General features: G+C 63.8%; 20 protein-coding genes, 2 tRNA genes, 2 rRNA genes and 1 riboswitch (1 of these 25 only partly in view). Of the genes, 11 read left to right on the top strand and 13 right to left on the bottom strand.

The annotated features are described in order from the left end of the window. The 4 genes from IVA91_RS26500 to IVA91_RS26485 all read right to left on the bottom strand — a co-directional run. Positions 1-1,205 (bottom strand): 23S ribosomal RNA (locus IVA91_RS26500) (it extends 1,640 nt beyond the left edge of the window). A 416-nt stretch (positions 1,206-1,621) separates the two neighbouring features. Continuing rightward, positions 1,622-1,697: transfer RNA gene (locus tag IVA91_RS26495), tRNA-Ala, on the bottom strand. A 126-nt stretch (positions 1,698-1,823) separates the two neighbouring features. Next, positions 1,824-1,900 (bottom strand) — tRNA-Ile (locus tag IVA91_RS26490). A 224-nt stretch (positions 1,901-2,124) separates the two neighbouring features. Beyond that, positions 2,125-3,613, bottom strand: a 16S ribosomal RNA gene (locus IVA91_RS26485). The 16S and 23S rRNA genes sit together here with 2 tRNA genes alongside, the layout of an rRNA operon. Before the next feature lie 1,003 nt (positions 3,614-4,616). Here IVA91_RS26485 and IVA91_RS26480 point away from each other — a divergent pair. The 3 genes from IVA91_RS26480 to IVA91_RS26470 all read left to right on the top strand — a co-directional run bounded on the left by IVA91_RS26480 (position 4,617) and on the right by IVA91_RS26470 (position 8,760). Next, the gene (locus IVA91_RS26480) at positions 4,617-6,680 is read left to right on the top strand and encodes a M23 family metallopeptidase (protein ID WP_247276782.1); all 2,064 of its coding nucleotides are present in this window, start codon (positions 4,617-4,619) and stop codon (positions 6,678-6,680) included. 94 nt (positions 6,681-6,774) lie between these two features. Beyond that, positions 6,775-8,406, top strand: a complete 1,632-nt coding sequence (locus tag IVA91_RS26475; protein ID WP_247276783.1) for a hypothetical protein — start codon at positions 6,775-6,777, stop codon at positions 8,404-8,406. Positions 8,407-8,493: 87 nt separating this feature from the next. Beyond that, entirely contained in the window at positions 8,494-8,760 is a 267-nt protein-coding gene (locus IVA91_RS26470) for a hypothetical protein (protein ID WP_247276784.1), read from the top strand. 79 nt (positions 8,761-8,839) lie between these two features. Here the strand turns inward: IVA91_RS26470 and clpB are convergent, their stop codons facing one another. After that, on the bottom strand, positions 8,840-11,479 hold the full coding sequence (gene clpB / locus IVA91_RS26465; RefSeq protein ID WP_247276785.1) for an ATP-dependent chaperone ClpB: 2,640 nt from the start codon (positions 11,477-11,479) through the stop codon (positions 8,840-8,842). Positions 11,480-11,714: 235 nt separating this feature from the next. Here clpB and IVA91_RS26460 point away from each other — a divergent pair, with 235 nt between their 5' ends. After that, positions 11,715-12,503, top strand: a complete 789-nt coding sequence (locus IVA91_RS26460) for an MOSC domain-containing protein (RefSeq protein ID WP_247276786.1) — start codon at positions 11,715-11,717, stop codon at positions 12,501-12,503. Positions 12,504-12,626: 123 nt separating this feature from the next. On the opposite strand, the gene IVA91_RS26455 is transcribed toward IVA91_RS26460, so the two are convergent. Continuing rightward, positions 12,627-13,313 (bottom strand): TIGR02594 family protein, encoded by a 687-nt coding sequence (locus tag IVA91_RS26455; RefSeq protein WP_247279680.1) that lies wholly within the window; start codon positions 13,311-13,313, stop codon positions 12,627-12,629. 197 nt (positions 13,314-13,510) lie between these two features. Between IVA91_RS26455 and IVA91_RS26450 the strand changes: the two genes are divergently transcribed. Continuing rightward, entirely contained in the window at positions 13,511-14,374 is an 864-nt protein-coding gene (locus IVA91_RS26450; RefSeq protein ID WP_247279681.1) for an alpha/beta hydrolase, read from the top strand. Positions 14,375-14,621: 247 nt separating this feature from the next. Here the strand turns inward: IVA91_RS26450 and metW are convergent, their stop codons facing one another. Beyond that, positions 14,622-15,284: a methionine biosynthesis protein MetW gene (gene metW / locus IVA91_RS26445; protein ID WP_247459447.1), complete on the bottom strand. Its 663-nt coding sequence runs from the start codon at positions 15,282-15,284 to the stop codon at positions 14,622-14,624. Position 15,285: 1 nt separating this feature from the next. Next, positions 15,286-16,488: a homoserine O-acetyltransferase gene (locus tag IVA91_RS26440; RefSeq protein ID WP_247279683.1), complete on the bottom strand. Its 1,203-nt coding sequence runs from the start codon at positions 16,486-16,488 to the stop codon at positions 15,286-15,288. 90 nt (positions 16,489-16,578) lie between these two features. Continuing rightward, a riboswitch (SAM riboswitch) is annotated at positions 16,579-16,658 on the bottom strand. A gap of 205 nt (positions 16,659-16,863) precedes the next feature. On the opposite strand from IVA91_RS26440, the gene IVA91_RS26435 reads away from it, so the two are divergent. Genes IVA91_RS26435 through IVA91_RS26425 form a run of 3 tightly spaced genes read left to right on the top strand, consistent with a single transcriptional unit; the run spans position 16,864 to position 19,775 of the window. Further along, on the top strand, positions 16,864-17,712 hold the full coding sequence (locus IVA91_RS26435) for a chorismate mutase (protein WP_247279684.1): 849 nt from the start codon (positions 16,864-16,866) through the stop codon (positions 17,710-17,712). A gap of 33 nt (positions 17,713-17,745) precedes the next feature. Beyond that, positions 17,746-18,843, top strand: a complete 1,098-nt coding sequence (gene hisC, locus IVA91_RS26430; RefSeq protein ID WP_247279685.1) for a histidinol-phosphate transaminase — start codon at positions 17,746-17,748, stop codon at positions 18,841-18,843. Continuing rightward, entirely contained in the window at positions 18,840-19,775 is a 936-nt protein-coding gene (locus IVA91_RS26425) for a prephenate/arogenate dehydrogenase family protein (RefSeq protein WP_247279686.1), read from the top strand. Before hisC ends, IVA91_RS26425 begins: the two co-directional genes overlap by 4 nt. Before the next feature lie 109 nt (positions 19,776-19,884). Here the strand turns inward: IVA91_RS26425 and IVA91_RS26420 are convergent, their stop codons facing one another. Next, positions 19,885-21,069, bottom strand: a complete 1,185-nt coding sequence (locus tag IVA91_RS26420) for a DUF2125 domain-containing protein (protein WP_247279687.1) — start codon at positions 21,067-21,069, stop codon at positions 19,885-19,887. A 211-nt stretch (positions 21,070-21,280) separates the two neighbouring features. Here IVA91_RS26420 and IVA91_RS26415 point away from each other — a divergent pair, with 211 nt between their 5' ends. Next, positions 21,281-21,892: a gamma-glutamylcyclotransferase gene (locus IVA91_RS26415; protein ID WP_247279688.1), complete on the top strand. Its 612-nt coding sequence runs from the start codon at positions 21,281-21,283 to the stop codon at positions 21,890-21,892. On the opposite strand, the gene IVA91_RS26410 is transcribed toward IVA91_RS26415, so the two are convergent. The 4 genes from IVA91_RS26410 to ftsE all read right to left on the bottom strand — a co-directional run bounded on the left by IVA91_RS26410 (position 21,889) and on the right by ftsE (position 25,179). Beyond that, on the bottom strand, positions 21,889-22,662 hold the full coding sequence (locus IVA91_RS26410) for a lysophospholipid acyltransferase family protein (protein WP_247279689.1): 774 nt from the start codon (positions 22,660-22,662) through the stop codon (positions 21,889-21,891). The genes IVA91_RS26415 and IVA91_RS26410 overlap by 4 nt on opposite strands. A gap of 22 nt (positions 22,663-22,684) precedes the next feature. After that, positions 22,685-23,389, bottom strand: a complete 705-nt coding sequence (locus tag IVA91_RS26405) for a YdcF family protein (protein WP_247279690.1) — start codon at positions 23,387-23,389, stop codon at positions 22,685-22,687. A 169-nt stretch (positions 23,390-23,558) separates the two neighbouring features. Continuing rightward, a complete protein-coding gene (locus IVA91_RS26400; protein ID WP_247279691.1) occupies positions 23,559-24,527 on the bottom strand; it encodes an ABC transporter permease in 969 nt (322 codons plus the stop codon). Next, positions 24,520-25,179, bottom strand: a complete 660-nt coding sequence (ftsE, locus tag IVA91_RS26395; protein WP_247279692.1) for a cell division ATP-binding protein FtsE — start codon at positions 25,177-25,179, stop codon at positions 24,520-24,522. Before ftsE ends, IVA91_RS26400 begins: the two co-directional genes overlap by 8 nt. 179 nt (positions 25,180-25,358) lie before the next feature. Between ftsE and IVA91_RS26390 the strand changes: the two genes are divergently transcribed. Beyond that, positions 25,359-26,237, top strand: a complete 879-nt coding sequence (locus tag IVA91_RS26390) for an MJ0042-type zinc finger domain-containing protein (protein WP_247279736.1) — start codon at positions 25,359-25,361, stop codon at positions 26,235-26,237. Positions 26,238-26,283: 46 nt separating this feature from the next. After that, positions 26,284-26,658 (top strand): response regulator, encoded by a 375-nt coding sequence (locus IVA91_RS26385; protein WP_247279693.1) that lies wholly within the window; start codon positions 26,284-26,286, stop codon positions 26,656-26,658. Positions 26,659-26,752: the final 94 nt, after the last annotated feature.

Genomic DNA, 26,752 nt, shown 5'->3' with positions numbered 1-26,752 from the left:
CAGAAACCCTTATTTAGACCAGTGAGCTGTTACGCTTTCTTTAAAGGATGGCTGCTTCTAAGCCAACCTCCTGGTTGTTTTGGGATTTCCACATCCTTTCCCACTTAGCCACGAATTAGGGGCCTTAGCTGTAGGTCCGGGTTGTTTCCCTCTCCACGACGGACGTTAGCACCCGCCGTGTGACTCCCGCATATTGCTTTCGGGTATTCGGAGTTTGGTTGGGTTTGGTAAGACGGTAAGTCCCCCTAGCCCATCCAGTGCTCTACCCCCCGAAGCATTCGTGCGAGGCGATACCTAAATATCTTTCGCGGAGAACCAGCTATTTCCCAGTTTGATTGGCCTTTCACCCCTAACCACAAGTCATCGGAGCCTTTTTCAACAGGCACCCGTTCGGTCCTCCAGTGAGTGTTACCTCACCTTCAACCTGCTCATGGCTAGATCACTAGGTTTCGGGTCTAATACAACGAACTTGGCGCCCTATTCAGACTCGCTTTCGCTACGCCTTCGCCTATCGGCTTAAGCTTGCTCGTTAAATTAAGTCGCTGGCCCATAATACAAAAGGTACGATGTCACCCAGAACGAATCTTGGGCTCCATCTGTTTGTAGGTGTCCGGTTTCAGGTCTATTTCACTCCCCTCGTCGGGGTGCTTTTCACCTTTCCCTCACGGTACTGGTTCACTATCGGTCGCTGAGGAGTACTTAGGCTTGGAGGGTGGTCCCCCCGTGTTCAGACAGGATTGCACGTGTCCCGCCTTACTCGTGGATACATCATCGCATTACTCGTACGGGGCTATCACCCTCTAAGGCCCAGCTTTCCTGACTGGTTCCGATTGTCTCTGATGTATCACTGGCCTGGTCCGCGTTCGCTCGCCACTACTAACGGAGTCTCTGTTGATGTCCTTTCCTCCAGGTACTTAGATGTTTCAGTTCCCTGGGTTCGCTTGAAACCTCCTATGTATTCAGAAGTCTCATACCTTCTCTTGATAACCGGAAATCCAAAACCTCGCGGTTTGATTTCTCGCATTTCTGGTCGAACCCCAACACACAAGGTCTTGGAGTTCCGGCTATCGAAGGTGGGTTTCCCCATTCGGAAATCCGCGGATCAAAGCTTCTTCGCAGCTCCCCACGGCTTATCGCAGCGTAGCACGTCCTTCATCGCCTCTCAGCGCCAAGGCATCCACCGAACACCCTTAAGGCACTTGATTGCTCTCATTATCAATGTCCACACACTCGGCAGAATGTTGTCTGTACGATTGCCTTGCGGCGCGCACCCTCGATGAATGCTACGTACAGCCGGACATTGACTAGAAAGACCAGCTTGCTTCGTAAGATCGTTCCGATAGCGAGGCGGTCAAGCTTCGCTAAAAGGATCATTTACAACTCGCCCATCTTCCAGATGCAACCTTGTGGGCCGCACTGAAAGGCGCGCGAGCGCCGAAATGATCCGGAGATAATGAAGGCTCGCGCAACGATTTGCTGCACGACCCAACTCGGATCGATCTCCTCTTTACGATGTCAGAAAACACGCAGCTCATTGTCCATCCGGACTAATGAGTGCGAAGTGATGTTTCGCGGACGACGGTTGAATACCTGCAAACACGGCATCGATGATCAAACCATCTGGTGGAGCCAGACGGGATCGAACCGACGACCTCATGCTTGCAAAGCACGCGCTCTCCCAGCTGAGCTATGGCCCCGTAACCAGAAGACGAAGCGCGATGCTCGTACCATGGCTTGCCGAGCCGAAGCTCGCGCTGACTAGCCCGCCTTCGCCCACAGGGCTTCGGCGTGGCAGCCTTGCACTCGCTGGCGCGAGCGAAGGCTGGTGGGCCTGGGAAGACTTGAACTTCCGACCTCACGCTTATCAAGCGCGCGCTCTAACCAACTGAGCTACAAGCCCCTAACGCTATCCTATCAGGACTAGGGTCTTGCGTGCATGCATCGGCGACCAGCGCCGAATGCAATCGCACAGCGCAGCCCCGGCGCGTGTTCGTCCGCGAAGAAAGAGAAACGAAGACGGCGAAATCCCGCCAATGCAGCTCAACGATCTGGCGATCTGTTGGCCACTGATGTTTCTAAAACGATCCGATAGTGAGCGTGAGCTCGCTGAAGGATCATCCTTAGAAAGGAGGTGATCCAGCCGCAGGTTCCCCTACGGCTACCTTGTTACGACTTCACCCCAGTCGCTGACCCTACCGTGGCCGGCTGCCTCCCTTGCGGGTTAGCGCACCGTCTTCAGGTAAAGCCAACTCCCATGGTGTGACGGGCGGTGTGTACAAGGCCCGGGAACGTATTCACCGTGGCGTGCTGATCCACGATTACTAGCGATTCCAACTTCATGGGCTCGAGTTGCAGAGCCCAATCCGAACTGAGACGGCTTTTTGAGATTTGCGAAGGGTCGCCCCTTAGCATCCCATTGTCACCGCCATTGTAGCACGTGTGTAGCCCAGCCCGTAAGGGCCATGAGGACTTGACGTCATCCCCACCTTCCTCGCGGCTTATCACCGGCAGTCTCCTTAGAGTGCTCAACTAAATGGTAGCAACTAAGGACGGGGGTTGCGCTCGTTGCGGGACTTAACCCAACATCTCACGACACGAGCTGACGACAGCCATGCAGCACCTGTGTTCCAGGCTCCGAAGAGAAGGTCACATCTCTGCGACCGGTCCTGGACATGTCAAGGGCTGGTAAGGTTCTGCGCGTTGCGTCGAATTAAACCACATGCTCCACCGCTTGTGCGGGCCCCCGTCAATTCCTTTGAGTTTTAATCTTGCGACCGTACTCCCCAGGCGGAATGCTTAAAGCGTTAGCTGCGCCACTAGTGAGTAAACCCACTAACGGCTGGCATTCATCGTTTACGGCGTGGACTACCAGGGTATCTAATCCTGTTTGCTCCCCACGCTTTCGTGCCTCAGCGTCAGTATCGGGCCAGTGAGCCGCCTTCGCCACTGGTGTTCTTGCGAATATCTACGAATTTCACCTCTACACTCGCAGTTCCACTCACCTCTCCCGAACTCAAGATCTTCAGTATCAAAGGCAGTTCTGGAGTTGAGCTCCAGGATTTCACCCCTGACTTAAAGACCCGCCTACGCACCCTTTACGCCCAGTGATTCCGAGCAACGCTAGCCCCCTTCGTATTACCGCGGCTGCTGGCACGAAGTTAGCCGGGGCTTATTCTTGCGGTACCGTCATTATCTTCCCGCACAAAAGAGCTTTACAACCCTAGGGCCTTCATCACTCACGCGGCATGGCTGGATCAGGGTTGCCCCCATTGTCCAATATTCCCCACTGCTGCCTCCCGTAGGAGTTTGGGCCGTGTCTCAGTCCCAATGTGGCTGATCATCCTCTCAGACCAGCTACTGATCGTCGCCTTGGTGAGCCATTACCTCACCAACTAGCTAATCAGACGCGGGCCGATCTTTCGGCGATAAATCTTTCCCCGTAAGGGCTTATCCGGTATTAGCACAAGTTTCCCTGTGTTGTTCCGAACCAAAAGGTACGTTCCCACGCGTTACTCACCCGTCTGCCGCTGACGTATTGCTACGCCCGCTCGACTTGCATGTGTTAAGCCTGCCGCCAGCGTTCGCTCTGAGCCAGGATCAAACTCTCAAGTTGGACTTGAACTTTGAACCGGCTGATCACAACGTTTGACGAGGTCCCACCATACTCGCGAAGCGATTCACATCGCTTGCGAACTGACCTCAATGAAGAGGCCATGGTGTTACCTTTGAAACGTGTACCGCCGAAGTCTTTCGTCCGGTCTCGATCAGAAAAGCCGAAGCTTCCCAGAAGCGAGACCCGCAAGGACTCCGCCGTCCACGTTTCTCTTTCTTCATCTTCACTTGTCAAACAGCCCGGGACCTTGGAGGCCCCAACCTTCCAGCGTGGAAGGGTTCCGACACCCTTACCGACGATGAATGACTCCAACCGACTGGTGTCGATTGTTGTGTCACTCAACAAGGTGAGGAGCATCAGTGGCGCGTTCGCTCGCCTTGGTCAGTGACCCGGCGGCGCCGCGCTCAGTGGTTGGGGTTATAGTCCCCCCTCATCGGGATTGTCAACGCCCATCGTCAACAAATCGTCGCACAGTGGATCGACGAAAAAATTCTCGTGTTTCCAGGCAGTTAGAAGGACGGAGAACGGTCGGGCTGATGCTGTGCGAGGAAAAAACTGAAAAAAGTTTGCGCCCCCGGCGGGCTCTGGAGCGGGCTTCGGCGGCGGCTTGGGAGAGGGCTTGGGACGCCCGTCCGGGGAGGCTTCCCGCGTCCGCCCTTCAGGAAACTTTTTCCATATGAGGCGCCGTACTTGAGCCACAATCCCGCGGCGTTCTGATAAGAGACAAGCTTGAATCGCGGGGACGCCAGTGGGGGCTGCCGGCGGTTTTCATGGGTCAGAGGAAGGCGATCTTGCAGATGGCGCGGCCTTCCTCCGGCATTCGAGAGACATCGAGAGACCTTTTTCCGTTTAGCTGTTCGTAATTTCGGCCGGCCCGTCATCGGGGCCTTCTGACCGCGAACGCCTATGCGGCTTGCCCTTTTCCTGCGATACGCCTCGAAGAGGGCGACCGGGAAAAGGCTCGATACGGGGCTTTTGGGTCGTTGAATTGGGGGACTTTGGGTTGAGCCACAGGACGTCACGCAGCGCTTACGGGCGTGAGACCGGGATCATCGATCTCGGCCACGAGCCGCCGCTGTCCGTCGACGGTTCTGAGGCCGCCGTGATCGATCGCCGCCGCGTCTCGGTACAATGGTTCAGCGGGACGATTCTGACCGGACTCTGCGGCGCGGCCCTCATCGGCGGCGCCGTTTTCGCGTCGCTCGACGGCGAGATGACCTTCGCCAAGGTGCCGGAGCGGGTCGAAGGCGCGCTGCGCGGTGCATTCGGCGCAGCCGATCGCGCCGCCACGCTGCACAAGAGCGACCGCCTGCCGCCGCCAAGCGAATCCACGGCTTCGCGCAACATCGTCCGCGTCTCCACGGTCGCCCGCGTCGGCAACCGCGACGTGATGCGGGTGCGCCCGTTCGTCCGCATCGCCGGCAATCTGTCGATGACGACGAGCGATCTGTCGGCGAAGATTCCGCCGTTCAACGCCCAGCGCATGCTCACCGACGTCGGCTCCGATCCGAAGACCGCCTCCGACGACCCGAACAATCCCGAAGCCGTCGAGCCCGACGCCGAGGTCTCCTTCGTCACCAAGGACCTGTCGCCGGTGCTGCCGAAGGCCAAGATTTCCGCGGTGGTGGCGCTCGACGACATCCTGATGCGGGTGCGCGATGCCGCCAATTGGCGCGGCAATGGCGGGGTGCGCTACGCCTCGCTCGCCAATGCCGCCGCCGACGTCTCCGGCGCGACCGGCGCCTCCGACATCAAGATGGCCTATGCCACCGAAGTATCGCCGTCCGATCCCTATGCCGGCTTCGAGACGCGCGTGGTGCCGGAAAACGTCACGCTGCTGCCCAAGACCAAGGAGCAGATCACCGGCGGCAATCCCAACGGCGAACGCGTCCACATGGTCAAGAAGGGCGACAGCGTCGCTGGCGTGCTGCGCGATCTCGGCGCCACCGCCGACGAGATCAAGGCGATCACCGCAACGCTCGGTCCGCGCGGCCGCGACGGCGGCCTGAAGGAAGGCGAGAAGCTCCGCATCCTGATGGCGCCCGCAAGCCCCGGCGCGCGCCTGCAGCCCTACCGCGTCGTCGTCGCCAACGACACCATGGTCGAGGCGATCGCGGCGCTGTCCGATCTCGGCAAATACGTCGCGGTCGACGTCTCCAGCATGAACACCGTCACCGACGCCGCGGCCAACGCCAACAGCGACGACGATGACGACGATGACGGCTCCGGCGTGCGGCTCTATCAGAGCATCTACGAGACCGCGATGCGCAACAAGGTGCCGATGCCTGTCATCGACGACATGATCAAGATCTACTCCTACGACGTCGATTTCCAGCGCAAGGTGCAGCCGGGCGATTCCTTCGACGTGTTCTACGCCGGCGAGGACGAGGGCGTGACCGCCAGCGAGAAGAATGAGGTGCTGTTCGCTTCGCTCACCGTCGGCGGCGAGACCAAGAAATACTACCGCTACCAGAGCCCCGACGACGGCGTCGTCGACTACTACGACGAGACCGGCAAGAGCGCGAAGAAGTTCCTGGTCAGGAAGCCCGTCAACAACGCCATCATGCGCTCCGGCTTCGGCGGCCGCCGCCATCCCATCCTCGGCTACGTGAAGATGCACACCGGCGTCGACTGGGCCACCGCCTACGGCACGCCGATCTTCGCCTCCGGCAACGGCATGATCGAGAAGGCCGGCCCCGAGGGCGGCTACGGCAAGTACATCCGCATCAAGCATGCCAACGGCTACGAGACCGCCTACGGCCACATGTCGGCCTTCGCCAAGGGCATGGAAGTCGGCAAGAAGGTGCGCCAGGGCCAGGTGATCGGCTTCGTCGGCTCATCCGGCCTGTCGACCGGCCCACACGTCCACTACGAGATCCTGGTCAACGGACGGTTCGTCGACCCGATGCGGGTAAAGCTGCCGCGCGGGCGCTCGCTGGAGGGCCCGATGCTGGCGAGCTTCGAGAAAGAGCGCGACCGGCTCGACGGCATGATGAGCGGCCGCGGCGGCGCGATCGCGAGGATGTCGGATGCGACCGGCGGGCCGTTACAGGTGACGAACCGCTAAATCGGCACGGCCGGGCGCTACCTCACAACGTCAAGTTTCGTTTGCCAAAGCCGCTTGACGGGCGAATACTTTCCGAAAAATGGGAGGTCTCGCCATGAAGAACAGGCTCGCCTGCGCAGCCCTGGTTGCTGCAGTTTTCTCCATCACGAGCGCATCGGCTGAGACCTTGCCGGCAAGCTGGGAGGTCACCAAGCTCGTCCCGGGCTCCGCATTCCACGGCGTCCATGGGCTTGGCATCGACAAGGCCGGCCATCTGTTTGCCGGCAGTGTCGCCGGCGCCGCGCTCTACGAGGTCGACATCGCAGGCGGCACGGCCAAGATCGCGATCCCCGCTCCGATCGGAATGGCCGACGACATCGCGTTCGCGCCCGACGGCACCATGGCCTGGACCGGCTTCCTCGCCGGCGATCTCTATGCACGCAAGGGCGACGGCCCGATCAAGAAGCTTGCTTCCGGCCTTCCCGGCATCAACTCGCTCGCCTTCCGCAAGGACGGCAGGCTCTACGCCACCACCGTCTTCCTCGGCGACACGCTCTACGAGATCGACGTCGAGGGCATCAAGCCGCCGCGCCAGATCATGGAGAAGATGGGCGGCCTCAACGGCTTCGAGTTCGGTCCCGACGACAAGCTCTACGGCCCGCTCTGGTTCAAGGGACAGGTCGCAAAAGTCGACGTCGACAAGGCCGAGCTGACCGTCGTCGCCGATGGCTTCAAGGTTCCGGCCGCGGTGAATTTCGATTCCAAAGGCAATCTCTTTGTTGTCGACACCGCGCTCGGCCAGCTCGTCCGGGTCGATCCGAAGTCGGGCGCCAAGACCATAGTCGCGCAACTGAAGCCGTCGTTGGACAATCTCGCGATCGACGGCAACGACCGCATCTACGTCTCCAACATGGCCGATAACGGCATCCAGGAGGTCGATCCGGCGACCGGCCAGGCCAAGCAGATCATCATCGGCAAGCTGGCACTGCCCGGCGGCATCGGCGTCACCTCGAACAATGGCAAGGATACCATCCATGTCGCCGACGTGTTCGCCTATCGTACGGTCGACGGTGCCACCGGCGAGGTCACCGAGAAGGCGCGCATGCACGCCGCCGGCGTCACCCTCGAATATCCGATGAGCGCGACAGCAAAGGGCAACGACGTGGTCCTGTCGAGCTGGTTCACCGGCACGGTGCAGGTGATCGACGGCAAGACCGGCGCCACGCGCGACATGCTGCACGGTTTCAAGGCCCCGCATGACGCGATCGTGCTCGCGGACGGCAGCATTCTGGTGGCCGAGCTCGGCACCAAATCGCTGGTCAAGGTCAGCGGTGAGCATGGCCAGGATCGCGCCACGCTGGTCGGCGATCTCGAGGGCCCGGTCGGTCTCGTCGGCGGATCGGCTGGCGAAGTCTACGTCACCGAGGCCTTCTCCGGCGCCGTCTCCCGGATCGACAAGAACGGCGCAAAGACCGTGCTCGCCAAGGAGCTGAAAATGCCGGAAGGCATTGCGCGCGCCAGCGACGGCAAGCTCATCGTGGCGGAAGTCGGCGCCAAACGATTGGTCGAGATCGCGCCGGAGACCGGCAAGGTGACGGAGATCGCGGCCAATCTTCCGATCGGCCTGACAGGCGCACCCGGCGGCCTGCCGACGCATATCCCGACGGGCGTCGCGGTCGGTGCGAGCGGCGTCATTTACTTCACCTCGGACGTGGAGAATGCGATCTACAAGGCAGTGAAGAAGTAGCGATCGCTGGACAAGAGCTGACCGCGGAACCCAGGCTCGGGTTCCCGGTTAGACGCTGACGGAAGCCCACCAGCAGGAGGACCGCCCATGACGCGCCTCTCACGTGACGACGTCGTCAAGGCCGTGGACCGCGCCGATGACGTCACTATTGCCCAGATCATCGGGACCGGCGCGACGGCCGAGGAACTCGCCGAAGCCCAGGCCTGGCTCGCCAACGACGAGCCGATGATCAACGACTTGCGGCCGCTGGCGCAGGGCCGGGTGCGCGAGCTGGTGGATATTCTCTCGGAGCTCGAGGAGGACGACGAGGAGCAAGGCCCCGCCGCTCCCGGCTCCGCGTCCGCGCTCAGCTAGCCGGCGAGCCAACCGACGAATTCGCCCCGGAAAGACAGATCTCTCCGGGGCGTCCTGTTGCTTCAGGCGGCAGAAACGCTCAGTTCAGTTTCCGCTTCGGCACCGGGGCCTCGAACTGGGCGATCTCCGCGGTCTGCGGCGCCTTGCCGTTGAAGGTCAGCACATTGCCCTCGGACGAGATCGCAACGCTGTCGCCGTCTCTGACCTCGCCGGCCAGGATCATCTCGGCGAGCGGGTCCTGGAGATAGCGCTGGATCACCCGCTTCAGCGGCCGTGCGCCGTAGGCGGGATCCCAGCCCTTGGCAGCGAGCCAGTCGCGGCCTGCGGCATCGAGCGTCAGCACGATCTTGCGATCGGTGAGGAGCTTCTGCAGCCGCGCGAACTGGATCTCGACGATCCGGCCCATCTCGCTCTTCTGCAAGCGGTGGAACAGAATGATCTCGTCGACGCGGTTGAGGAACTCGGGGCGGAAATGCCCACGCACCATTCCCATCACCTGCTCGCGCACGGCCGAGGTGTCCTCCCCTTCCGGCTGGTTGACCAGAAATTCCGAACCGAGGTTCGAGGTCATGATGATGAGCGTGTTGCGGAAGTCGACGGTGCGGCCCTGGCCATCGGTCAGGCGGCCGTCGTCGAGCACCTGGAGCAGGACGTTGAACACGTCGGGATGCGCCTTCTCGATTTCATCGAACAGCACCACCTGATAGGGCCGGCGCCGCACCGCTTCGGTGAGCGCGCCGCCCTCGTCATAGCCGACATAGCCCGGAGGCGCGCCGATCAGCCGCGAGACCGAGTGCTTCTCCATGTATTCGGACATGTCGAGGCGGACCATCGCGGTCTCGTCGTTGAACAGGTACTCGGCGAGCGCCTTGGTCAGCTCGGTCTTGCCGACGCCGGTGGGGCCCAAGAACATGAACGAGCCGGTCGGCCGGTTCGGGTCCTGCAGGCCTGCACGCGAGCGGCGCACGGCGGTTGCGACCGCACGCACGGCTTCGGCCTGGCCGACGACGCGCTTGCCGAGTTGCTCCTCCATCTTCAGGAGCTTCTCCTTCTCGCCCTCCAGCATCTTGTCGACGGGCACGCCGGTCCAGCGCGAGACCACCTGCGCGATGTGGTTGGCGGTGACCGCCTCCTCCATCATCTCGCCGGCGTTCTCCTTGGCCTCGATCTCCGCGAGCTTCTTCTCCAGCTCCGGGATCCTTCCATAGGCCAGCTCGCCGGCCTTCTGGAATTCGCCGCGCCGCTGGGCGTTGGCCAGCTCGACTCGCAGGCCGTCGAGCTCGGCCTTCAGCTTCTGAGCATCGGAGAGCTTGGTCTTCTCCGCGCTCCAGCGCGCCGTCAGTGCCGCAGACTTCTCCTCAAGCTCGGCAAGGTCCTTCTCCAGCGTCTGGAGCCGGGACTTGGAGCCGGCATCGCTTTCCTTCTTCAGCGCCTCCTGCTCGATCTTGAGCCGGATGATCTCGCGGTCGAGCGAGTCCAACTCTTCGGGCTTGGAATCGACCTGCATCTTCAGCCGCGCCGCGGCCTCATCCATGAGGTCGATGGCCTTGTCGGGCAAGAAGCGGTCGGTGATGTAGCGGTTGGACAGGGTCGCGGACGCCACAAGCGCCGAATCGGTGATCCGCACGCCATGGTGCTGCTCGTACTTGTCCTTCAAGCCGCGCAGGATCGAGATGGTATCCTCGACCGACGGCTCGCTGACGAAGATCGGCTGGAAGCGCCGCGCCAGCGCAGCATCCTTCTCGACGTGCTTCTGGTACTCGTCGAGCGTGGTCGCGCCGATGCAGTGCAGCTCGCCGCGGGCGAGCGCCGGCTTGAGCAGGTTGGAGGCGTCCATCGCGCCATCGCCCTTGCCGGCGCCGATCAGCGTGTGCATCTCATCGATGAACAGGACGTAGGTGCCCTCGCTCGCGGTGACTTCCTGGAGCACGGCCTTCAGCCGCTCCTCGAATTCACCACGGTACTTCGCGCCGGCGATCAGGGCGCCCAAGTCGAGCGCAAGCAACTTTTTGTCCTTGAGGCTGTCGGGCACATCGCCATTGATGATGCGCAGCGCCAAGCCCTCAGCGATGGCGGTCTTGCCGACGCCGGGCTCACCGATCAGCACGGGATTATTCTTGGTCCGGCGCGACAGCACCTGGATGGTGCGGCGAATCTCCTCGTCACGGCCGATGACCGGGTCGAGCTTGCCATCGCGCGCCGCCTGGGTGAGGTCGCGGGCATATTTCTTCAGCGCGTCGTACGCATTCTCCGCGGTCGCGCTGTCCGCGGTGCGGCCCTTGCGCAGGGCTTCAATGGCCGCATTGAGATTTTGCGGGGTGACACCGCCCTTGTTGAGGATCGCGCCGCCCTCGCTGGTCTTCTCCAGCGCAAGACCGAGCAGCAGCCGCTCGACGGTGACAAAACTGTCGCCGGCCTTCTCGCCGGCCTTTTCCGCCGCGTCGAAGGTGCGGGCGAGTTCGGGCGCGAGATAGATCTGGCCAGCGCCGCCGCCGGAGACCTTGGGTACCTTGTTCAGGGCGTCCTCGGTCGCCTTCAGGATTGCACGCGAATTGCCGCCGGCGCGGTCGATCAGACCGGCAGCCAGCCCTTCAGTGTCGTCCAGCAGGACCTTCAGCACATGCAGGGTGGAAAACTGCTGGTGCCCCTCGCGCATCGCAAGCGACTGCGCGGATTGGATGAAGCCCCTGGAGCGTTCGGTGTACTTCTCGATATTCATGTCTTTTCTATCCCTCGGCCTGCCCTCGGAGCCCTCAAAGGCACTCCAGACGGCATCTTCATTGGGTTTCCGATCACCGTATTGACGTTTCAACCGGTAACGGTGTTCTGCCGGCGTTGCCGCCGGCCTGAGGCAAATGTGGGAAGCGGGTCGCGGATGCGGAAGAGGCGCGTTCACAATTTCGTGCGCTCATGGGCCGCTTGGCGCGGGCCTGCCGAATCCCCTAAGTAGCGGCATGATAGCCAGCCGCACCGCCGAGATTACCGGCCTCTACCGCTACCCGATCAAGGGCCTGACACCGGAACACCTGACCCGCGTCGCGTTGCGGAGCGGCCAGACCCTGCCCGCCGACCGCCGCTACGCCATTGAGAACGGGCCGAGCGGGTTCGATCCCGAGGCGCCCCAGTGGAAGCCGAAAATCCAGTTTCTGATGCTGGCGCGCAATGAGCGACTGGCCTCCCTCGACAGCCGGTTCGAGGACGCGACCAATCGCCTGACCATCCGCAAGGACGGCCAGATCGTCGCCAGCGGCGATCTCGAGAGCGCTGCCGGGCGCACCGCCATCGAGAGCTATTTCAGGGAGAACTTTCAGCCGGAACTGAAGGGCCCACCCAAGGTCCTGTCCGGCCGCGACCACAGCTTCTCCGACGTCGCCCGCAAGGTCGTGTCCATCATCAATCTCGACAGCGTCCGCGCCCTCGAGACCATGCTCGGCGGCGCCACCGTCCACCCGCTGCGCTTCCGCGCCAATCTCTATGTCCAAGGTTGGCCGGCTTGGTCCGAGCTCGACCTCGTCGACCAGACGCTCGCAATCGAGCGGGCGCGGCTGAAGGTGGTCAAGCGCATCAAGCGCTGCCCGGCCACCAACGTCGACCCGGTGACCGCCAAGCGCGACCTCGAGATCCCGCCGGCGCTCTCGCGCCATCTCGGCCACATGGACTGCGGCATCTATGCCGAGGTGATCGAAGATGGCGAGATCGGCGTCGGCGATGCGGTCGCGGTGGGAGAGCCGAGACTGGTGTGAGCCGATACCGCCTCAACACACTCCGTCATTGCGAGGAGCACTTGCGACGAAGCAATCCAGACTGCTTCCGCGGAGGGATTCTGGATTGCTTCGCTGCGCTCGCAATGACGGCAGCGACGACCGTCAATTCGGCATCACATACGCATAGATCTTGCCGCGCGAGACCGGCGCCTCGCGGACGCGGTTGCCATTGTTGCCGGAGATCATGATCGGATTACCCCGCGCATCGATGCCGCTGATGATCCCGACATGGCCGCCGCGGCCGCCGCGCGACATCACCGCGATGGCGCCGACCTGCGGACCGGAGATGCGCGTGCCGTAGCGCGCGAACGAGCTCGCCATATCGGAGCCCGTGCCCTGATGCCCAGTATGTTGCAGCACCATGTTCATGAAGCGTGCGCACCACAGGCTGCCGCGTCCCGTGGGATTGCCGCCGAGATAGCGGCGAGCCTCGGACACGAGGCCCGATCCGCCGCCGAAACCGCCGCTGCTCATGGCGTTATTGGCCAAGCCGCTAGGGGCTATTCCATTAGTGGCCATGCCGCCGCTATTGGCGTTCGGATCATAGCTCGCCTGGGTGTTGGCGAATCCACTCGCCTGCAATCGCGCCGCGCTGCGCTCGAAGCGCGAGCTGCGGGCATGGTGGCGGTAGTGATGATGTCTGGCGTGGTGCACGTAAGCGTGCCGCTCTGCGCTATGGCGATGATGCGGCCGCGCTGAGGCCGGAGAAACGAACGCGACGACCGCCGCGAAGAAGAGCGCCAGCGCGACAACACAACGCGACAGGCGAGACGCAAACAACTCGAACATTCTTCATCCTTCGTTACACCCCCACTTCCCCGATCGGCCCGTGCACGGCCGACATCTACTTTGCGTATCAGAATCCCGATGTGGCGAGATCAAGACACGTCCTGGGAGATTTTGCGCGGAGGTTAACGGTGCTAGAACCCTCATGCGCGAACTGCAGAACGGCATTCCAATGCCGCAGCACTCTCAGGGAGAACCGCATGCCTTACGCCGTGACGAAGGATGATTGCCGTCTGTATTTCGAGGAAGCCGGCGCCGGCACGCCGATGATCTTCCTGCACGAGTTCGCGGCCGACTACACCAATTGGGAGCCGCAGATGCGCTACTTCTCGCGCGGCCATCGCTGCATCACTTACTCTGCGCGCGGCTACACGCCGTCCGACGTGCCCGATGGCGAGGCCTACACCTACACGCATTTCTACACCGACGCGCTCGCGGTGCTCGATCACCTCGGGATCGAGCGCGCGCATCTCGTCGGCCTGTCGATGGGGGCCTACTCCTCGCTTCAGATCGGGCTCAATGCGCCACAGCGCGCATTTTCGATGACGCTGGCCGGCGTCGGCTCGGGCTCCGAGATCGATAATCTCGACGCCTGGCGCAGGCAGTGCCGCGCCAATGCCGAGCAGTTCGAGGCGCTCGGCTCCGCGGAAGTCGCAAAGGTCACGCGCGAGGCGCCGAGCCGGATTCCCTTCCTGGTGAAGGACCCGCGCGGCCATACCGATTTCTACGCTGCCCTTGCTCGCCACGATGCCAAGGGATCGGCGCGCACGATGCGCGGCTTCCAGGGCGGCCGTCCCTCGATCTATACTATGACGGATGCGATCAGAGGCGTTGCAACGCCGGCGCTGATCATCTGTGGCGACGAGGACGATCCGTGCGTCGGACCGAGCCTGTTCCTGAAGAAGCATCTTCCGGCCGCAGGGCTCGCGATGTTTCCGAAGTCGGGCCACGTCCTCAACCTCGAAGAGCCCGCGCTATTCAACGAGAGCGTGGAGCGGTTCGTCACGCTGGTGGAAGCGGGCCGCTGGCCGGTGCGCGATCCGAGGTCGGTGGCAGCGCATTAGCGTATTGACGAAAGCCAATGCGGGCGCGCTGTCATCCCCCGCGAAGGCGGAGAATCCAGTACGCCGCGGCCTATCGTTTAATTACTCCCGTCTCGGCGCACCGGATCGCCCCGGTCCCGGCTCCGCCAAGGCTACGCCGAGGCCCACAGGAGTGCTCGGCCCGCCGAAGCCTTGGCGAAGGCGGCAAGCCGGGCGATGACAGTTGAGCGCGTTGATGGGGCTCGCCCAAATCTCGAATGACGAGAAACTATTTGCCCCCGCCCCTGCTCAGCAGAAACACGCCCTGCTCGCCGAACATGTTCCACACCCACCATGGCAGGTTCAGCGGCACCGGGCGGCCGTAGAGGTCGAGCGCGACCGAGCGCTCCATCTTGACGTTGATCTGGTCGCAGAGCTCGACAAAATCCTTGATGGTGCAGAAGTGGATGTTGGCGGTGTCGTACCAGGTTGCCGGCAGATTCTCCGTACGCGGCATGTGACCGCCGATCAGGAGCTGGAGCCGCATCTTCCAGAAGCCGAAATTCGGAAACGACACGATGGCGCGGCGGCCGATGCGCAGCAGGTTCTCCAGCACCACCTGCGGCTGCCGCGTCGCCTGCAGCGTCTGCGACAGGATCACGTAATCGAAGGCGTCGTCGGGATAGTTGACGAGGTCGGTATCGGCATCGCCCTGCACCACCGCGAGCCCCTTGGCGACGCAGCGGTTGACGCCCTCGCGCGACAGCTCGATGCCGCGGCCGTCGATCCCACGCGTTTCCAGCAGCTGGAGCAGATCGCCCTCGCCGCAGCCGACGTCGAGCACCTTCGAGCCCGGCTTGACCATCTCGGCAACGAGCAGATGATCGGCGCGAAACTGACCGGACGGCCCCGTCGCAACGCCGTTCAGCGGCAGCACCTCCTGTACCGACATCTTAGCCACCTTTGCCGTTGAGACCGCGGGCCTTGCCCGCGGATTGCAGGAAGGCCCGCGAGATGTCGAAGAATTCGGGGACGTCGAGCAGGAAGGCGTCGTGGCCGCGATCGGTCTCGATTTCGGCGAACGACACCCGAGCGCTTGATGCATTCAGCGCGTGCACCAGCGCGCGCGATTCCGATGTCGGGAACAGCCAGTCGCTGGTGAAGGAGACCACGCAGAAGCGGGTCTTGATGCCCACGAACGCCTTTGCCAGCACGCCACCATGATCGGCGGCGATGTCGAAATAATCCATCGCGCGCGTCAGATAGAGATAGGAATTGGCATCGAAGCGCTCGACGAAGGACGAGCCCTGATAGCGCAAATAGGACTCGACCTGAAAGTCGGCGTCGAACGAAAAGGTCGGCAGCTCACGGTCCTGCATGCGGCGGCCGAATTTCCGGTGCAGCGCAGCGTCTGAGAGATAGGTGATGTGCGCCGCCATCCGTGCCACCGCGAGGCCGCGATGCGGGTGGATACCATGGTCGGCATAGCCGCCATTGCGCCAATCGGGATCGGCCATCACGGCCTGGCGGCCGAGCTCGTGGAAGGCGATGTTCTGCGCCGAGTGCCGCGTCGAGCACGCGATCGCCAGCGCGGAGTACACGCGGGCAGGATAGGCCGCGGTCCATTGCAGCACCTGCATGCCTCCCATCGAGCCGCCCACCACCGCGAACAGCGTGTCGATGCCGAGCCGGTCGATCAGCATCGCCTGCGCGCGTACCATGTCGGGAATGGTGATGACGGGGAAATCGAGACCCCAGACCTTGCCCGTCGCGGGATTGATCGAAGCCGGCCCGGTCGAGCCCATGCAGCCGCCGATCACGTTGGAGCAGATGATGAAGTAGTGTTGAGGATCAAGCGGACGGCCGGGGCCGACCAGCGTCTCCCACCAGCCGGGCTTGCCGGTGACCGGATGCACGTTGGCGACATGCTGGTCGCCGGTCAGCGCATGGCAAACCAGAATGGCGTTGGAGCGATCGGCGTTCAGCTCGCCATAGGTCTGGTAGGCGATCTGGAACGGGGAGAGATCGATGCCGCAATCGAGCCGCAGCGGCTGATCGGCGCCGAAATGCATAACCTGCGAACTCGGATGATCTACCTCGTGCGATCGATCGTCGGCGCTGATCGCGGGACTCGGAATCGACTTGACGCTACCCATCTGAGCATCGACCTCGTTTGCGATCAGACTTACGACCGCAGTGACATCAGGCCATGAAAAACCCGGCCTGAACGATAGGTTCGGCCGGGATCGGAAGCGTCCCCGGCCTGTTTAGCGAGTTTTTTAACGTGGCTGCAAGCCGGCCGGCTCAAATGACCACGGAACAGGCAAAAACTTACTGTCTGGAGCGGTCTTCGTCAAGCCGCGGTCCGGATTAACCCAATTCGTCCCTGATACGTCGCCTGAAAAGGCCCAGCTTCTCCTCGCATTTCTCTTTGCTTTCGCGGCCTATCCTGCCTAATCAGGACATCGACCGCAGCGGTGACGGCACTGACCGATCCGCATTGGAACGCCTCTGAACAGCCGTTGTCAGTCATGTCCCAACGTCCGCCCGCGCCGCCATCGCTTCAGGAATTGCGCAAGGAGATCGACGCGATCGACGAGGGCATGCATCGCCTCCTGATGCAGCGCGGCGACATCATCCACCGCCTGATCCAGGTGAAGCAGACCCAAGAGGTCGGCTCCGCATTCCGGCCGGCGCGCGAGGCCGCCATGATGCGCGACCTCGTCCAGCGTCATCGCGGCATCCTGCCGCTCGACACGGTCGAGAGCATCTGGCGCGTCATCATCTCGACCTTCACCTATGTGCAGGCGCCGTTCTCCGTGCATGCCGACATCTCGGTGAGCGAGCCGGCGATGCGCGATTCCGCGCGCTTCCACTTCGGCTTCACCGTGCCCTACGTCGCGCATTTCAGCGCGCAGGCCGCAGTCGAGGCGGTGGCGAAATCCAAGGGCGACCTGGCGCTGGTCTCGGCGACCTCGAGCCGCACGCCGTGGTGGCTGGAGCTGGAAGCCGACGGCGCGCCCAAGATCATCGCGCGGATGCCGTTCGTCGAGCGCGCCGACCATCCGGCTGCACTGCCGGTGTTCGCGATCTCGCGCGTCGCCGACAGCGCGCTGGTGACTGAGGTCGAGACCTTCAGCGTGCGCGTCTCCGGCTGGAACGCCGAGGTCGCGCGCGCCCTGTCGCCGCTTGCCGAAATCGTGGCGGTGCCCGATACTGCCTTCGACGGCGCCGCCCTGCTGGTTTCGGTCACGAGCGCGACCAGCATCGACAAGATCAGGGCTGCCCTGATCGAGGCAGGGGCCTCGGTGCGCTCCACGGCCCTCGTCGGCAGCCACGCAACGCGCTATACGGTGCCCCCGACAGGGCCGAAATCGTAAGTCGCGAGCCGTCCCGCCAATCCGGAGTTGAAGATGTCCCGCCCCGTGCCGAATCCCGGCATTCTCGATATTGCGCCCTACACGCCCGGCAAGAGCCCGGTGCCGGAGCCGGGCCGCAAGGTGTTCAAGCTCTCGGCCAACGAGACGCCGTTCGGGCCCTCGCCGAAGGCGATCGAGGCGTTCAAGCGAGTGGCGGATCATCTGGAGGATTATCCGGAAGGCACCTCGCGCGTGCTGCGCGAAGCGATCGGCCGCAGCTTCGGTCTCGACCCCAACCGCATCATCTGCGGCGCCGGCTCCGATGAGATCCTCAATCTGCTCGCGCACACTTATCTCAGCCAGGGCGACGAGGCGATCTCGACCACCCACGGCTTCCTGGTCTACCCGATCGCGACGATGGCGAACGGGGCCAAGAACGTGGTGGCGCCCGAAACCAACTTCACCGCCGACGTCGACGCCATCCTCAACGCCGTGACACCGCGGACAAAGCTGGTCTGGCTCGCCAATCCCAACAACCCGACCGGCACCTATCTGCCGTTCGACGAGGTCAAGCGCCTGCGCGCCGGACTGCCGTCGCAGGTGCTGCTGGTGCTGGACGCCGCCTATTGCGACTACGTCTCGCGCAACGATTACGAGATGGGAATCGAGCTCGTCGCCACCACCGAGAACACGGTGGTGACGCACACCTTCTCCAAGATCCACGGACTTGCGGCGCTGCGCATCGGCTGGATGTTCGGCCCCGAGCACATCATCGACGCAGTCAACCGCATCCGCGGTCCCTTCAACGTGTCGACGCCGGCGATGTATGCCGCGGTCGCCGCGATCGAGGACACCGCGCACCAGGCGATGTCGAAGCAGTTCACCGAGACCTGGCGCAACCGGCTGACCGAGGAGATCGGCAAGCTCGGGCTGAAGGTGACGCCGAGCGTCGCCAATTTCGTGCTGATCCACTTCCCGACCGACAAGGGCCAGACCGCGGATGATGCCGACGCCTTCCTCACCAAGCGGGGCCTGGTGTTGCGCGCGCTGAAGAATTACGGCCTGCCGCATGCGCTGCGCATGACCATCGGCACCGAGGAGGCCAACCGCCTCGTGGTTGAGGCCTTGCGCGACTTCATGGGCGGCAAATGAGCGCGCAGGCGCACTTCCAGCGCGTCGCGCTGATCGGCTTCGGCCTGATCGGCGGCTCGATCGCGCGCGCTGCGAAGCTCCAGGGCTTGGCGGGTGAGATCGTCACCACCGCGCGCTCGGAAAAGACGCGCGCGCGGGTCGCCGAGCTCGGCATCGTCGACCACGTCGTGGCGACCAACGCGGAAGCGGTGAAGGATGCCGATCTCGTCATCCTCTGCATTCCCGTCGGCGCCTGTGGCGAGGTCGCGCGGGAGATCGCCGCGCATCTCAAGCCGGGTGCGATCATCTCCGATGTCGGCTCGGTCAAGGGCGCGGTGGTCAGGGACATGGCCCCGCATCTGCCGCAGGGCGTTCATTTCGTGCCGGCGCATCCGGTCGCGGGCACCGAGCATTCGGGTCCGGATTCGGGCTTCGCCGAGCTCTTCATCAACCGCTGGTGCATCCTCACGCCACCGGAAGGCGTCGATGCTGCTGCCACCGATCGCCTGCGCGCGTTCTGGGCGGCAATGGGCGCCAAGGTCGAAATCATGACGCCGGATCATCATGATCTCGTGCTCGCGATCACCAGCCATTTGCCGCATCTGATCGCCTACACCATCGTCGGTACCGCCGACGAGCTGGCGCAGGTGACGGAATCCGAGGTGATCAAATTCTCCGCCGGCGGCTTTCGCGATTTCACCCGCATCGCGGCCTCCGACCCGACGATGTGGCGCGACGTCTTCCTCGCCAACAAGGAGGCCGTGCTGGAGATGCTTGGCACCTTCACTGAGGACCTCGCCAAGCTCACCCGCGCGATCCGCCGCGGCGACGGCGAAGCTCTGTTCGACCACTTCACCCGCACCCGCGCCATCCGCCGCGGAATCGTCGAGATCGGCCAGGATTCGGCCGCGCCCGATTTCGGCCGGCCGCACGCTGCGCTGAAGAAGCCGTAGCTTCGCTCCCGTCATTCCGGGGCGCGCGAAGCGCGAACCCGGAATGACGAGATTTGCGGCTCGAGATTCCGGTTCATTCGCTTCGCAAATGCTCCGGAATGACGGCGAGTCAATACAGCGGCGGGATCTGGCCGACCTTGACCGGACCGAGCAGCACGGCGCCGTCGACGAATTTTAGCGGAAAGCTTCTCGCCTTCTTGCCCTCGAGCGTGCTCTCGGTGCCGATCGAATTGATGCCGGCGGCGACGCCGGCATTGGCGTTCTGCTTGATGACCTTGCCGAGGCCCGGAACGGCGCGGTCGAGGGCGCCGAAGAGATTGTTGAGATCCTGCGACTTCACGCCCGGCGCGACGCGGTCGAGCGTTGCCTGCGGTACACCCTCCTCCAGTATCTTCTCGATGCCGAGCGCCGGGATCACGCGCTCGAGGCCCGTCACCGTCATCTGCAATTCGCCGTCGAGCCGGCCACTGGCCGAGAGGCCGAGCGTGCCGGCCGCAACCGCGATCATCTCGCCCTGCTGGATCCGCGACTGCACGATCTCGATATGGCCGCCGGCGGCCTGGATCTCGCGGAAGCGCTGCGGCCAGGGTTTTGGCGTGACGTCCGTAAGGCCCGTGACCTTCGCGCGCGTGTCCGCCTCGAACGGCTCGGCGAGCAAGGGATGAACGCCCTGGATGCTGCCCTGCGCGACATGGAGCACCGTCTCGATGACCGGATGATCGGACGACGATCCGTCCGCGAGGCGGCCGTGCAGCTCGACCTGCTTGGCGCGCGCGAGCGGCACCTGCACGCTGCCGTCGAGACGGTTGAGGCCGGGATCGTCGAACACGATGGAGGCGCGATCCGGCACGGCCGGCAGACCGACCACGCTGGCGCGGCCCTTGCTCCAGTTCACCACGAAGGTGTTTTGCGTGACGCCGTCAGTCAGCGTCGCCGGCGCGGAGAACTCCGCGATGACGAGCTTGGGGTCGTAGACCTGGGCGACGACCAGGATGTTGTCGAGCTTCGCCGTAAACGGCGTCTTGCTCGCATTCTGCGACACCAGGGCGACGCTGGCGCCGGAGCACTGGACCTCGAAGCGGAACGGGAATCCCGCGATCGAGCGCTTGGCGCAATCATAGACGCGTCCGGATTTGGCCTCCTGCGCGCGCCAGGCGTCTGCGGCGATTTCGGCCTGCGACGCCGCGTAGAACCAGAAACAGCTCCAGGCGACCGCGAGGATCAGGACGAGAGCGGGCGCGATGAAAAGGCCCCAACGGGAGCGACGGCCTGTGGCAACGGTCATATTGGACATGCGGCGACCCTTTGACCCCAGATTCAGGCAAATGTAAGCGAGGTCCGCCCCCGACGAAAGGCGGAGAATCCGCTTCGCTTGGGGGCACGGTTCTGCTAAAGCGCGGCGCGATTTGGAAAAATCGTCATCGCGCTTTAGCTCCTTGTTTGAGCATGATCTTTTCGGAAGGCCGCTTCACACTTTTCCGGATCATGCTTTAGCCGTGCCCGAAATGTCGGAAATCACCCTCCCCTCCGTCACCACCGCCAAGGGCGACCTCTGGGTGTTCGGCTACGGCTCGCTGATGTGGCGGCCGGGGTTCGAATTCGAGGAGCGCGTCCCGGCGCGGCTGGTCGGCGAGCATCGCGCGCTGTGCGTCTATTCCTTCGTGCACCGCGGCACGCCGGAAAAGCCGGGCCTGGTGCTCGGGCTCGACCGCGGCGGCGCCTGCCGCGGCATCGCCTTCCGCGTCGCCGAGAAGAACCGCAGCGAGGTCGTCGCCAATTTGCGGGCACGCGAGCAGGTCACCTCGGTCTACCGCGAGGTCATGCGCTCAGTATGGCTGGAGAACGATGCGCGGCAGCGCGTCTCCGCACTCACTTATGTCGTCGACCGCGGTCATGTCCAATATGCCGGCCGGCTCTCGCTCACCGAGCAGCACCGCCATGTCATCCAGGGCCATGGCCAGTCCGGCGCCAATCGCGACTACGTCACCGCGACGGTGAAAGCGATCGAGGCCGAAGGCTTTCGCGACACGCAGCTGCACCAGCTTGCGACGATGCTGCACGGCGATGCGCATTCCCTGCACGCGCCGGCGCCGACCGAAGATCGAGAGAACCGCTAACTGTCCGACCGCGCGTAGCTCGGCGCGGAGCCGATCAAGTGCTCCTGCTCTTTCCGGCCGGCTTCGACGAGACGGCCGGTCGCGTCTTCGATCGCCGTCTGCACGCGCGCGCGAAACTCGTCCTTCGGCAGGCCCGACGGCAGTGGATCGAGGAATTCCACCACCAGCGTGCCAGGATAGCGCATGAAGGTGCGGCGCGGCCAGAACAGGCCGGAATTGAGCGCGACCGGCAGGCACTGCACGCCGCAGGAGGAGTAGATCTGCGCAAACCCTGTCTTGTAGGCGGGGGCAGCGCCCGGCGCACGGCGCGTGCCTTCCGGAAAGATCACGAGCTGGCGGCCGCCGCGCACGGCCTCGCGCGCCCGCCGCGTCATGTCCAGCAGCGCCTTCACGCCGGCATTGCGATCGATCGCGATCATGCCGGTCTTGACCAGGAATTGACCAAAGACCGGGATCTGCATGAGCTGGCGCTTGAGGATGAAGATCGGGTGATCGAAAAAGCCGGGTAGCACGAACGTCTCCCAGAACGACTGGTGCTTTGCCACGACCAGCAACGGTCCCTGCGGGATCTTCTCGACCCCGCGGAATTCCACCTTGATGTTGCAGATCACGCGCATCAGGATCAGCGTCGCCTTCGCCCACCATTCCGCGACCGTCAGCATGGCGCGCGGCGGCAATGCGAAGGTCGGCAGCGCCACGATCGCCAGGCACACCAGCACGGCGTAGAACAGCACGTTGAACACGAGCGAGCGCAGGAAAATCAGGAACATCGACGATCCGATCAATTGCCGGTCAATTGGCCTGTGCTGTGGCGGGCCGCTTCGGCTGCACGCCCACAGGCTGCTCCGACACTTCGGGCGAAAGGTCAATCCCGAAATTCTCCAGCCGCACCCTGAGCTCGGCCGCGACGTACTTGGCGTATTCCGACAGCAGCAGCCGCAACGTCGGCGCCGAAGTCCACCACGGCTCCTCGCGCCATTTGTCCCCGACCACCGCGAACGGGATCAATGTGGTCTGCGGCATCGCATGGGAGAATTCCACCAGCGCGCGGGGCATGTGATAGTTCGAGGTGACCACGATCAGCGATTTGAACTGGCGCCCCTCGGCCCAGCGCCGCGCCTCCGCCGCATTGCCGCGCGTCGAGAGCGCGGTGCGGTCGAGGTCGACGCAGCAGGTCATGAAGGAGTGGTTCTCCGGCAGGGTGCGGGAGATGTCGCTCGCCGTCGAAGTCGGATGCACGCCCGATATCAGGAGCCTCCTGCCGTAGCCGGCAGCGAGCAGCTCCATCGCGTCCGACACCCGGGAGGAGCCGCCGGTCAGCACCACGATGCCGTCCGCCTTGCGATCCGGCACCATCTCGGCGCCGCGCAATTGCGACAGGAACGCAACGAAGCCTGCTGCCGCGCCGATGAAGGCAAGCGCGATCGTCGACACGATTGCCGCGCGCAGCCAGCCGCGCGGCAGTTTTGGCGATCGATCGTCGGTCGGCGAGGTCATGCGATGTCGGTGATCCCTTCCCAGAGGTGATTTTAAGACGTTTTGAGGCGAAGTGGAGTCTGGTTATTGGGCTCTGCGAGCGGAAGGCACACCTCCTCTCGCCGCGTCGCCAGTGCGCTCCCGCTCCCCGCCAGCGGCGAGAGGCGAAGAAGCCGCTATCACCCAACACTCAATCGATATCATTCAGCGTCGCGAACAGCGTCTGGCGGGAGGCGACCGCGGTGATGGCGCCGATCAGCACCGCCTGGACCGCGAGCACGATGTAGCCGGATGGCCGCAGCGAGAAGGTGCCGAGCAGCGCGGCGAACTGATCGCCGACAGGGGTGCCGGAGAACCAGCCGGCGATCGACTCGGAGAAGCCGAACACCAGCATGGCGGCGCCGCCCCCGATCACGCCGCCCTCCAGGCCCAGCCTGAGGAAGTGGCGCAGGAAGCGGTTGGCGATGTAACGGTCGCCGGCGCCGACGAAATGCAGGACCTCGACGATCGGGCGGTTCGCCGCCATGGCGCCGCGGGTCGCGAACGAAACCGAGATGATGGTGGCGATGATGACGAGGGCGAGAATGCCGATGCCGGCGAGCACGGTGGCGTTGGTCATCGAGCGCATGCGCTCGATCCAGGCGCGATGATCGTCGACACTCGCGCTCGGCGCCACCTGGGTGACCCGCGCGCGCAGGACGCCGAGATCGAGCGGCGTGCCCGGCTGCACGCGCGCGATGATCATGCGCGGCACCGGCAGATCGTCCATCGACAGGCCGGTGCCGAGCCAGGGCTCGAGCAGCTTGCCGCTTTCGTCCTTGCTGAACGGCTTGACCTCGACGATGCCGGCTTGCGCGCGCATCGCCTCCGTCACCGCCGCGGTATCGCGTTCGAGATCGCGGCCAGCCTGCGGACGGACCTGGATGGTGATTTCGCTCGCGACCTCCGACTGCCATTCGGCGGCGGAAGCGCTGACCAGCAGCACCGTGCCGGTCGTCATCGAGGCGAGGAAGGTCATGATGGCGACGACGGCGACCAGCGCGCGGCCGTGGATCGAGGCACGCGGCACGATCGGCGACATGTTGCGCGCCTGGGCCGGAAGCTGCGGACGCTCCTGCCCGAGGTCAACCAGCACGCCGCGCTCGTCGGTCCTACTCATAGACGTGCAGCCGTCCCTGATGCAGCACCAGGCGCCGCGCCTCGTACTGGTCCATCAGGCCGATGTCATGGGTCGCGATAATGACGGCCGTGCCTGATTTGTTGAGCTCGATGAACAGCCGCAGCAGGCGGCGGCCGAGCGTCGGGTCGACGCTGCCGGTCGGCTCGTCCGCGAGCAGCAGCTGCGGGCGCGAGATCACGGCGCGGGCGATCGCCGCGCGCTGCTTTTCGCCGCCGGACAGGATCGGCGGCAGCGCATCCATGCGATCGCCGAGGCCGACCCAGCGCAGAAGATCGATGACCTCCTTGCGATAGCTCGACTCGCTACGCCCCATGACGCGGAATGGCAGCGCGACGTTTTCATAGGTCGTCATGTGGTCGAGCAGGCGGAAATCCTGGAGCACGATGCCGATGCGCTTGCGCAGGTCGGCGATCTCGTCCTTGCCGAGCCGCGAGATGTCCTGGCCGAACAGATTGACGAGGCCCCGCGTCGGCCGATGCGACAGGAACAACAGGCGCAACAGCGAGGTCTTGCCGGCGCCGGACGGTCCGGTGAGGAACTGGAAGGAATGCGCCGGGATCTGGAAGTTGAGGTCGCGCAGAACCTCCGGCCCCAGACCGTAACGCAATCCGACATTTTCGAACCGAACCAAGCTCAGCTCCGTTCGAGAAGGGGCGCGGGCCACACGGCTGCACCCCGCCAAACGCGACTAACGGGTTTTGCGACCGTTATGGTTTCCGGTTCGTTAACGCTCGCCCGGTAGCATAAGAGCAACCCGGTTCTCCGCGACCGTGACATCGTCAAGACCAGTCCATGCATCAAGGCTCGTCCATGCATATCGTCTGCCCTCATTGTACGACATCCTACGCCATCAAGCCTGCGAGCCTGGGTGCGAACGGCCGGACAGTGCGCTGCTCCCGTTGCAAGGAGACCTGGGTCGCCCATGCCGAGGATGCGATCGAGGAGGCGTCCATCCCGGCCATGGCTGCGGCAAGCCAGGCCGAGGACCAGGCCGACCTCGCCGCGCAGTGGAACTCATACGCCAAGGACGATAGCACCCCCGACACTCCGGTTGTCGAAAGCCCCTCGATCGCCAGCGACTGGCCGACCGAGGACACCAAGGAGATCGAGGACGAGTGGTCGGCGGCGGCCCGGGCCGTCGAGGAGGACGTCGCCGGCGCGCAGCACCAGTCCTGGTTCCGCGGCCTGTTCCGTCGCCGCGGCGCGCGGGTCAGTCGCCCGGCCGCCACCGCGGCGCCGCGAAAATCCCATTTCGGCCTGCCGACCGGCTGCGCCGCCATGGGCGCGCTGGTGCTGGCACTGGTGATCTGGCGCGGCGACATGGTGCGGCTGCTGCCGCAGACGGCGGCGTTCTACAAGATGGTGGGGCTCGAGGTTAATCTGAGAGGGTTGGCCTTCAAGGACGTCAAACTATCCAGCGAGACCGTGGACGGTAAGCAGGTGCTGGTGATCGAGGGCGTGATCGTCGGCGAGGGCAAGAAGCCGCTCGACATCCCGCGCCTGCGCTTCGCCGTGCGCGACGCGCAAGGAGCGGAGATCTACGCCTGGAACACGGTGCTGGAGCAGACCGTGCTGCGGCCCGGCGAGCGCGCCTTCTTCCGCTCGCGCCTGGCCTCGCCGCCGCCGGAAGGCCGCAATATCGACGTTCGCTTCTTCAACCGGCGCGACATTGCCGGCGGCAGCGTATAATCAGCCTCACAAGATCCGCGCGGGAGTTGGTCCCGAGGTTTGTCTGATGCCGAAAATCCTGATCGCCGACGACGAGGATTCGATGCGCACGCTGGTGGCGCGCGCCATCGCCATCGACGGCCACGAGACCGTCACCGCGCAAGACGGCGCCGAGGCGCTGGAGATCCTGACCCGCGAGGACGGGGCGTTCGACCTGCTGCTTACCGACATCCAGATGCCCGTCATGGACGGCATCGCGCTCGCCCTCTCCGCCGCGCGCGATTTCCCCGACCTGACCATTCTCTTGATGACCGGATTTGCCGACCAGCGCGAGCGCGCCTCGAACCTCAATGCGCTGGTGCATGACGTCGTGACAAAACCGTTCTCGGTCGCCGACATCCGCACCGCCGTGGCGGATGCGCTGGCGGCGAGGAAGGGGTAGCGGGCGGCATTAGCCAAGCATACCGCTGTCATGCTCCGCGAAGGCGGGGCATCCAGTACGCTGTCGCCTATCGTTCGGATCACAATTGTGTCGG

Origin of the sequence: Bradyrhizobium sp. 153, assembly GCF_023073835.1 — a bacterium.
Taxonomy (GTDB): Bacteria; Pseudomonadota; Alphaproteobacteria; order Rhizobiales; family Xanthobacteraceae; genus Bradyrhizobium.
Note: the sequence above shows the minus strand (reverse complement) of the source record. Positions and strands in the feature narration are given on the sequence as shown.